This is a genomic window from Neptunomonas sp., assembly GCF_016744175.1.
Taxonomy (GTDB): Bacteria; Pseudomonadota; Gammaproteobacteria; order Pseudomonadales; family Balneatricaceae; genus Neptunomonas.
This window is the reverse complement of the sequence record NZ_JADGEV010000075.1, coordinates 1-10,254: the sequence shown is the minus strand read 5'-3', so window position 1 is coordinate 10,254 and position 10,254 is coordinate 1. Positions and strand designations below refer to the sequence as shown.

5 protein-coding genes and 2 pseudogenes are annotated in these 10,254 nt (G+C 42.0%); 2 read left to right on the top strand and 5 right to left on the bottom strand.

Annotation, left to right across the window (positions count from 1 at the left end):
- Positions 1 to 20: 20 nt before the first annotated feature.
- The 5 genes from QZZ55_RS19290 to QZZ55_RS19270 all read right to left on the bottom strand — a co-directional run bounded on the left by QZZ55_RS19290 (position 21) and on the right by QZZ55_RS19270 (position 9,143).
- Complete coding sequence (locus tag QZZ55_RS19290) at positions 21 to 566, bottom strand: hypothetical protein (protein WP_293269052.1); 546 nt, start codon at positions 564 to 566, stop codon at positions 21 to 23.
- A 158-nt stretch (positions 567 to 724) separates the two neighbouring features.
- Positions 725 to 940 (bottom strand): hypothetical protein, encoded by a 216-nt coding sequence (locus QZZ55_RS19285; RefSeq protein ID WP_293269051.1) that lies wholly within the window; start codon positions 938 to 940, stop codon positions 725 to 727.
- Between the two features lie 352 nt (positions 941 to 1,292).
- Positions 1,293 to 4,331, bottom strand: a complete 3,039-nt coding sequence (locus QZZ55_RS19280; protein WP_293269050.1) for an EAL domain-containing protein — start codon at positions 4,329 to 4,331, stop codon at positions 1,293 to 1,295.
- A gap of 230 nt (positions 4,332 to 4,561) precedes the next feature.
- Positions 4,562 to 5,974, bottom strand: coding sequence for an MFS transporter (locus tag QZZ55_RS19275; protein WP_293269049.1), 1,413 nt, complete (start codon positions 5,972 to 5,974; stop codon positions 4,562 to 4,564).
- A gap of 130 nt (positions 5,975 to 6,104) precedes the next feature.
- Positions 6,105 to 9,143: an EAL domain-containing protein gene (locus tag QZZ55_RS19270; protein ID WP_293269048.1), complete on the bottom strand. Its 3,039-nt coding sequence runs from the start codon at positions 9,141 to 9,143 to the stop codon at positions 6,105 to 6,107.
- A gap of 234 nt (positions 9,144 to 9,377) precedes the next feature.
- Between QZZ55_RS19270 and QZZ55_RS19265 the strand changes: the two are divergent.
- Positions 9,378 to 9,476: pseudogene (locus QZZ55_RS19265) on the top strand (IS5/IS1182 family transposase); the annotation flags it as partial.
- A 125-nt stretch (positions 9,477 to 9,601) separates the two neighbouring features.
- A pseudogene (locus QZZ55_RS19260) lies at positions 9,602 to 9,823 on the top strand (hypothetical protein); the annotation flags it as partial.
- Positions 9,824 to 10,254 lie beyond the last annotated feature (431 nt).

The window sequence follows — 10,254 nt, the reverse complement described above, 5'->3', positions numbered from 1 at the left end:
TATAGATAGTTTTACTCACTTTAATTTGCATCTACATAAATCAAATCATAATTTCCAGAGTTTCCTGAGTTAACACCTACAATTGTTAACTCATTCCCATTATTATGTGAATATGAAGAAACTCCACCGTATGCACCATCAAAGGTATACCCATACTCTTCAGGAGAACCAATATTTGTACTTTCAGTTAATATGTATTCATCCATTAGACCACTATTTAATGTTAACAACTGTTGACCATAATGTTCTGAAATATTTTCATGTAAAGTAACTTCTTCATGTGCAAGTACTCCTGAGATATCAAGTGTTCCTCCAGTAGAATTGCTATTTGAATTAAAGCCTAAAGCATCTCCATCAAAACCAACAGAGTCCCAAAAACTTGAAACCCCTTCTCCTGTCAATCCAGGGAAATTATCCTGAATTATCTCTGCTATCATATCATTATTTACACTAAATTGATTACATGCACTATAAACTGTACCTAAGTCACTAAGGTTATCCATAATAAAGTTTTGTGCTTGTTCCATTGTTACATTGAACTGTGTTAAATGTTCCTGTGTTGTCATTTTTATTCCTAAATATGTGATTTAACCATTGTGGTATTAATATTATCAATATATTACTTATATATGTTTTAAGTTAAAAATAGATATGATCTATGTCAACAATAATTAAAACAACCATCACTGGCTACTTAGCGTATTCGTCGGCGGGTCAGCGAAAGTTACCCTCCTATAAGGCAATCCCCCCCCAAAAGTAGCAGAGTGATTTTTACCACCATTAATAGTTGTGGATAATGCTTTGGCTGTAATATCTGGTCGGCAAAATAAATATTAAAGATAGTCACCATAATTGCTGTGCTAAGCATATTGCCGCTGGTACGTGCCAAATTAAGTACTGCTGAGGCAATACCTAAACGTGATGGGTCTACAGAGCTCATCGTTGCATTCGTATTGGGTGATTAAAATAAGCCACAACCTGCAGTAGCAATTATTCGGGGTTCATATTTATCGGATAAGCGGCCCGCTATCGGAGCAACACAGGCGCTACGTTGTTGATAAATAAACCCACCACTTAAAGCAAACCCCAGAAACAGCAAGGCAAATACTATAAAGTGCCAGCTAAGGTGTTTCCTGATGGCTTGTAACCGATGATGAGCTCACCCTTTAACCTAAAAGAAAGCGGTGTAAGAGAATATACAAAAATTGTATGGCATGTATAAGCGGTCGTATGAGGCTACCCTAGGCTCAAAACTGGCAGTGAGCAATATAGCAAATAAAAAGGGTTGTCCATCATGCCTGCCAAGCGGGGTCGGGTTTCCATTGTGTCATCCAATTAGCTATTTTGGTTGCTGGCATAGGTCGGGCAATACCGTACCCTTGTGCAAGCTCGCAGCCCATTGCTATTAGTTGAGTGCCATGAGGAATAGTCTCCACACCTTCGGCAATTACTTGGCGGTTAAACGCTGCAGATAGACTAATGACACCTTGTACGATAGCTCGATCATCCGGGTCATCCAACACATCTCTTACAAAGCTTTGGTCAATTTTTAGCACCTCAGCAGGTAAACGTCTGAGGTAGGTGAGTGATGAGTACCCTGTACCAAAATCATCTATAGAAAATTTTACTCCAATGTCATGGCAAGTGTGCATGATGGTTGATACTTCGGTTATATCTTCTAAGGCGCTAGTTTCCAGTATCTCTAGTTCAAGGTGCTGAGGGCTTATATTGGGGTGATTAGCGAGGGACTGAATTAGCTTATCAACAAAGCTTTTCTGTTGTAGTTGATGGGCAGCTACATTTACGCTGACTGGAATATCTAATCCCGCGGACTTCCACTCGGAGACTTGTTTTAACGCTGTATCAATTACCCATTCCCCTATATCGATACTAATCGGATGGTTTTCGGTAATAGGAAGGAAGTCGCCGGGTAAGACTAGGCCTCGTTCAGGGTGCAACCAACGAATTAGAGCTTCAACACCGATAACTTGACCCGTTATCATATTTACTTTTGGTTGGTAATACAGAACAAATTCTTGTCGTTCTAGAGCTTGCTTAATATCTTTTAAGCTTTCTCGCTGAATTTTGACAGCCGCATCTTGATTGGTATCAAACAGGTGGTAATGACTCTTGCCCAATTGCTTAGCGACATACATAGCTTGATCAGCATGGCGTATTAGTATGTCGGCACTTGAGTTATCTTGAGGGTAGAGCGTAACACCAATACTGGCCGATGTTTGTAGCTTAATACCCTCAATAATGACTGGCGTTGCTGCGGCTTGGAGCAAACGGTTTAATACTGACTCATAGCCTGCTTGCTCTGATATGTCGACGAGTAAAGCTATAAACTCATCTCCACCAATGCGGGCTAATGTATCGCCTTCTCTAAGGGCTTCTCTCATTTGTTGTGAAATAGAGATTAGTAATTCGTCACCGATTTTGTGCCCATGAGTGTCATTGATAACTTTAAAGTTATCTAAGTCTAGATAGGCCACGGCGAGTGATTGCTTGTGCCTATCACTTTGGAGTATTGCTTGTTGAATTCGGTCAGATAGGAGTGTGCGGTTGGGCAAATTGGTAAGCACATCATAGTGAGCTATACGTTCGAGTTGCTGTTGATGTTCTTTTATGGAGGTAATATCAGTGAACAAAGCTACATAGTTTTGAACCTTGCCGTTACTGTCGGTTATCGCACTAATAGTGATTATTTCAGCAAACACTTCGCCATTTTTGCGTCGATTCCATAACTCGCCGCTCCAATGCTTATTTTCCAATAATTCTGACCATAGGGATTCATAAAACTGGGGAGTTTGACGCCCTGACTGGAAAATACGAGGGTTTTTTCCTAACACCTCGTTTCGGCTGTAACCTGTGATAAGGCTGAAGGTTTCATTAACTTCGACGATGTTGCCTTTCGAATCAGTTATTACAATACCTTCATGTGCATGGGTGAAAACATTGGCGGCAAGTTTTAATTGTTCAGAAGCTTCTTTCCTCTTAGTGATATTATGTCCTATACCTAATACTCCAATTATCTCTCCATTATTATCACGCATAGGAACCTTTGTGGTTTCTAGAAATTCGTGATGCCCATCGGCAGCAAATGGAACCTCTTCTTCGTTGACCGAAGGTTCCTCGGTGTCCATAGCTATACGGTCATATTTACGAAAGAGATCGGCTAGGTCCGCGCTAACAAAATCGTAATCTGTTTTACCTAATATTTTTGCTCTTGGGGCTCCAAAAAAACTCTCAAAGCGGTTATTGCAACGCAGAAAAACTCCTTTGGTGTCTTTTAGCCAGATTAAGTCAGGTAGCGTATCAATAAGAGTACTGAGAAGACTTTGCTCGGATATTAACTTCAGCTCGGCTTCTTTACGTGTGGTGATGTCTTGAATTGTTCCAATCAAGCCAATGCAGGTACCATTTTCATCTGAGATGGTTTCTCCTAATCCGTGCACCCACCTTGTTTCACCATCTGTCCGCCTTATAATTCTGTATTCTTTATTAAAAGCCCTATTTTTCCCAATGACGTCTTCCAACATATACGTTGTCATAAACTCAAGATCATTGGGGTGTACCAGCCCACTCCAGCCTTGAGTACACTTGTGGTAATTGCTATTTATACCGAAAATTTGATCACAAACTTCAGATGTTTCCCATGTGTCGGTTATGAAATCACTTCGGTATGAGCCTATAAATGCAGCGCGCTGGGACTCTTCAAAGAAAAACTGATTGTCTTTTAATATATTTTCTATGTCATTGCGGCGATTTATTTCGTCCGTAAGTATTGTCTTGATCTGCTCAAGTTCGGCGGTACTGTTCTGTACTCGTTCTTCCAAAGAATGATTCGCTTCTGTTAATTCATGTCGCAGATGGAGGGTGCTCAAATCACCCTCTATAGACTCTTTAAATCGAGTGAGAAGATGCTGGTAACGGCTTGAAAAATTATTATCCTTGCTATCCAACATACAGATAGTGCCGAAAGGCTTTCCGTTGGGCCAACATATAGGCAAGCCAAAGTATGAGATCATTCCTCGCTCAATACCCGGATTGTTATCCCATGTTGAGTCTTTTAAAGCATTAGGAATAAGTAAGGCTTCTTTACTCCTGATCACTGTTTCGCAGTAAAAACCGATTCCTTGGTTGATCAGTTCATTTACACGATAAGGATTCCCACTGCTCTGGCTTGAAGCAATAATTTCTATTTGTTCACTGTTAAAGTACGTAATCAGAGTGGCTGGGACATGGGCGATTTCGGCAACAACATCTACAGTTGCTTGCCAGTGGTTCAGCATTTTATCTGAGACGCTGATAGCACTTGAGTCGGTCAATCCATATATCCCTTCTGAGTTACAATATTACATTATCAGAACGTTATTAATAAAATTGGTACAAGCATACTGATAACTTAAGGTTCTTGTCTCTATGTAATGCAGTTACTTTATTCTTTTATTATAGTCATAAATTAGGCTTGGCAAACAAGCAGTAATAGATGAGGCGTTTTATAATATAAAATGCCTCATACCATAGTGGGAGTGGGTGAGGCTTATTATTCTGCCTGTTAACGTACTCGTCCCCGAGTCAGAGAAAAATATCCCCCTAATAGAGCATATAGTCCACCAAGACATAGGGTTGTTTTTACGACCGTTAGTAGTTGTGGGTAGTGCTCCGGTTGCAATAATTGATCGGCAAAATAGAAATTAAAGATAACCACCATAATTGCTGTGCTAAACATATTGCCGCCGGTACGTGCCAGATTAAGTAATGCAGAAGCAATACCTAAGCGCGATGGGTCCACTGAACTCATCGCCGCATTAGTATTGGGTGAAGAAAATAAACCAAAGCCTATTCCCAGCAAGGCTAAGCCGGTTTTAACTTGCCAGAGTGGTGTTTGCATACCCACAAAAAATAGCAGTAAAAACCCCAGCATAAACAGGCCACAGCCTGCGGTAGCAATTATACGGGGTTCATGTTTGTCCGATAAGCGGCCCGCTATAGGTGCAATACAGGCTGTTAACAAGGCCTGTAAAAGTACCACTTTTCCTGCATCACCCGGGGATAGCCCTTGGATGTATTGCAGATACAAACTGACGATAAACAGGACGGGAAAGCTAGCCCCATACATGCAAAGACTGGCCAGCATAGAGCGGCTGAAAATCCGGTTCTTACTTAGCGCACCGATTCTTACTAAAGGTACACTGGCGTGACGTTGCTGATAAACAAATCCGCCACTTAAACCAACGCCTACAATGAGTAAAATAATAAATTGTGCATCGGGTAAACCTGTTACACCAAAGAACAAGCAGCTGACACTCAAAGAAAACAGTAGGCTACCCGTTACGTCAAACCGTTGTCGCAGTGAGTATTGTTGGGTTTCTGGCTTGGCCGACGGTTGTTCATTAGGCAGTAACCAGGCTATCAGGCCTAAGGCTATGAATATGCCGGGAACCGGCAGCCAGAACACGCTGCGCCAACCTAGCCACTCTGTTAATAATCCTCCAGCTGCAGGGCCCACTGTCAGCCCTAGATAAACAGATGTCGAAACGATACCAAGAAACATTCCTCGCCGCTTACTACCCGCAAAGCTTGCTACCATAGCCATCGCAGTGGCAAAAATAAAAGAACTTGCTAAACCTTGTATCACCCGAAAAACTAACAGCCATTCAATGCTATCTATCCCCACAACGGCTAGCGAAGAAAATGCATACAAGCACAACCCTAACAAATGAATATGCTTACGCCCCCAAATATCGGCTAACCGAGCGATTGGTAGCATCAATACAACACTTCCCCAGAGTGGAGCACTTGGAATCCAACTGAGTAATACGGCATCGACTTGTAAGTCTTCAGCTATCGAAGGCAAAGCAAGGTTGACAGCAGACATCGCCATAGGTACAAGAAATGTAGCTAGACAAATACTATAAAGTGCCAGCCAAGGTGTTTCCTGATGGCTTGTAACCGACGATGGACTCATTCTTTAACCTAAAAGAAAGCGGAGTAAGAGAATATACAAAAATTGTATGGCATGTATAAACGGTCGTATTAGGCCTGCCCTAGGCTCATAACTGGCAGTGAGCAACATAGCAAATAAAAATGGTTGTCTATCATGCCTGCCAAGCGGGGTCAGGTTTCCATTGTGTAATCCATTCTGCCATCTTTTCTGCAGGCATTGGCCGAGCAATGCCGTATCCTTGTCCAAGCTCACAGCCCATGGCTATTAGTTGAGTGCCATGAGAAATAGTTTCGACGCCTTCTGCAATCACTTGACGATTAAATGCTGTAGAGAGACTAATTACACCTCGAACTATCGCTCGATCATCGGTGTCGTCTAAGACATCTCTTACAAAACTTTGATCGATTTTTAGCACCTCAGCGGGTAAACGCCTGAGATAAGTGAGTGATGAGTATCCTGTACCAAAATCATCTAAAGAAAACTTTACCCCAATCTCATGACAGGAACGCATGATCGCTGAGACTTTAGTTATGTCTTCTAATGCGCTGGTTTCCAGTATTTCTAATTCAAGATCATGAGGGCTTATGTTGGGGTGCTTAGTGAGGGATAGTTTCAATTTGTCTACAAAGTTATTCTGTTGCAGTTGATGGGCGCCGACATTCACGCTAACGGGAACATCCAGCCCTGCAGCTTTCCACTCGGATACTTGTGTCAATGCCGTATCAATCACCCATTCGCCTATATCTATACTGATTGGGTGGTTTTCGGTAATAGGAAGGAAGTCTCCTGGCAACACTAAACCTCGCTCAGGGTGTAGCCAGCGGATGAGCGCTTCAGCGCCGATCACTTCACCGGTTTTCATGTTTACTTTGGGTTGGTAATACAACACGAACTGTTGAAGCTCTAGGGCTTGTTGGATGCCTTTTAAACTCTCGCGTTGGATTTTAACAGCTGCATCCTGATTGATATCAAACAGATGGTAATGACCTTTGCCTGACTGTTTGGCGATATACATAGCTTGATCGGCATGGCGTATCAGCAAGTCTGCACTGGAGTTATCTTGAGGGTAAAGCGTAACACCAATACTCGCAGATGTTTGTAACTTTATGCCCTCAATAATGATCGGGGTTGCCGCCGCTTGGAGCAAACGCTTGATTACTGATTCATAGCTTGCATCACCTGATATGTTGGCTAATACGGCTATGAACTCGTCTCCTCCAATACGGGCTAATGTATCCCCTTCTCTGAGTGCGTCCTTCATACGTTGTGAGATAACGACCAATAATTCATCACCGACTTGATGACCGTAAGTGTCATTGATGACTTTAAAGCTGTCCAAATCAAGATACGCAACAGTTATGGATTGTTGATCGGTATCACTTTTGTTTATTGCTTGTTGAATTCGGTCATCCAGAAGAGCTCGGTTGGGTAAATTAGTCAGTACATCGTAGTGCGCTATGCGCTCTAGTTGTTGTTGATGTTGCTTTATGGAAGTTATATCAGTGAACAGAGAAACATAGTTCCGCACTTTACCATTACTATCGGTTATCGCGCTGATGGTGACTATTTCTGCGAACACCTCACCATTTTTTCTGCGGTTCCAAAGCTCTCCGCTCCAGTGCTTATTTTCCAGTAATGATGACCACATAGACTCGTAAAAAAGAGGAGTTTGGCGTCCCGATTGAAACATACGCGGGTTTTGTCCTAATACTTCGTCTCGGCTGTAGCCTGTAATATCGCTGAAGGTTTTATTCACTTCTATGATATTGCCCACCGAGTCAGTAATTAAGATTCCTTCATGCGCATGGGTGAAAACATTCGCGGCAAGTTTTAATTGTTCAGAAGCCTCTTTCCTCTCAGTGATATTATGCCCTATGCCCAATACGCCTATAACTTCTCCATGATTGTCTCGCATCTGAACTTTTGTCGTTTCTAAGTATTCACGATGTCCATCTGATGCGAATGGAACTTCTTCTTCGTTTATTGAAGGCCCGTTCTTATTCATTGCGATAGTGTCATGCTTCCTAAATAAATCGGCCAACTCTGCGCTGACAAAATCGTAATCCGTTTTTCCCAGTATTTCTTTTCTTGGTGCCCCAAAAAAATCCTCGAAGCGGTTATTACAGCGAAGATATACTCCCTCGGTATCTTTGAGCCAGATTAAATCGGGTAGGGTATCAATGAGGCTATTTAGGAGTGCTTGTTCGGATACGAGTTGAATTTCGATTTCTTTGCGTTTTGTAATGTCTTGGATGGTTCCAATTAATCCAGTACAGGTTCCATTTTCATCCGATGTGGTTTCTCCTAATCCGTGCACCCACCTTGTTTTACCATCTGTCCTTCTAATAATTCTGTATTCTTTATCAAATGCTTTATTTCTCCCGATGACTTCTTCTAAAACATACTGCGTCATATCTTCAAAATCATCGGGGTGTAACAGTTCACTCCAACCTTGGATGCATTTGTTGTACTTGTTATCTATGCCAAAAATTTGATCGCAAACTTCAGATGTTTCCCACGTGTCAGCTACAAAATCACTTCTGTAAGAGCCTATAAATGCGGCCCGCTGGGATTCTTTGAAGAAAAATTGATTGTCTTTCAGGGCATGTTCTATGTCATTACGACGAACAACTTCGTCTGTAAGTTTTGTATTAAGGTGTTGAAGAGCAGTAGATTTGTTTTTTACTTTACCTTTCAGGGCAAGGTTTGCTTCTTGTAATTCTTGTTGTTGGAATAAAATCTTTAAATCGCCCTCTATTGATTTTTGAAATCGAGCAAGAAGTTGTTGCAAACGAAGTGAAAAGTGATTTTCCTTACTATCGAACATGCAAATTGTGCCGAACGGCTTCCCGTTTGGCCAGCACAGAGGCAAACCGAGGTATGAGATCATACCTAGCTCAATGTTCGGGTTGTGATCCCACTCTGAATCTTTTAATGCATTAGGGATAAGTAATGCTTTTTGGGTTTTGATAACGGCTTCGCAATATATACCGCTTCCCGTCTCGGCCTTATCATTTAGAGAATAAGGGTTGCCGGCGCTCTGACTAGAAGTGAAAACTTCTAACGTGTTGTTGTGAGCATGAGTAATAAGTGTGGCGGGAATGTTGGCAATTTCAGCGATAATATCTACACTTGCTTGCCAGTGATGAAGCATTTCATTGGGGATGTTGAGAGCATCATGTTCAATCAATCTGTATAACCTCTCGATGGTTCAGATAGCTTTGTTGAGAGACATGCTAATTAGATTGTCTCTTATATAATATCTAGCCCCTATAACCATGTGGGCTACTGCTGAAGCTCCTTCCCGTAGAGCCTACATACAAAATAGTTGATGGATTGGTTTAAATCTAGACGACTAAGGAACATGCGATTAAGTCCCCCCACTCTGAGATAATAAAAGTTATAGCTTTTCAGGGATAAATCGATCGATCACCAACTCACCTTTGCCAACAGTGAACTCAGCCATAAGCGTCGTCAGACGCGTAAAGAGAAGTTTCTTGGTCGCATGGGCAAACTTATTCCCTAGCAACGTTTAGTGACTACCATTGAAGCGCCGAACTCGACCAAGAATAAGGCGGGAGCGCGCGATCCTGAGATGCATTAAAAGAAGTAAAAAAACAGCCGCGTATCAACAAAGTGTTATTGGGCATTGAGTATAAGAAGGCCAGCATTCGGGCAAAAGGTGAGCATCCGTTCAGGATCATCAAATGCCAGTTCGGCTTTACCAAGGCGCGTTATCGAGGTCTGAAAAAGAATGATGGTAAGCTCGTGATGTTATTTGCGTTGGCGGACTGTGAGCAAGTGCCGTACTCAAGGCAGGGTGAGGCGTCTAGACGCTTCATCCTATGTATTTGTTTCTTCTCTATGTAATTGATTCTAGAGCAGCTGTCGATGGCGTTATTTTTTGGGGCATACGAGAGGTGTATAAGTAATGTCCTTTACTGGCAGCTTAGTGCTGAAAGCGTGCCCTTATATATAGATGGAAAGGTGATATGAGTACTGCCAAGAAATTTGTTGCTGAATGCAACTAATCGATCGGCGTAGCTGTTCATGTAGCGAGGATAACGTTAGATATTAAAGAATTAATTGAGTTTACTTGCGTACATAATTCGCACATGGAAAAGAAACAATATGGAGCGGAGGCAAATTACAGGCACAAAAAAAGCGGTAACATTTAAGTTCCGCTTCTCTCTGAAAGCTCCTAGTTGTAAGGCTTTCATACTTAGATGTTAATCATCTTAGTAATGGTACCGGTGAGCGGACTTGAACCGCTACGCCTTTCGGCAACGGATTTTGAATCC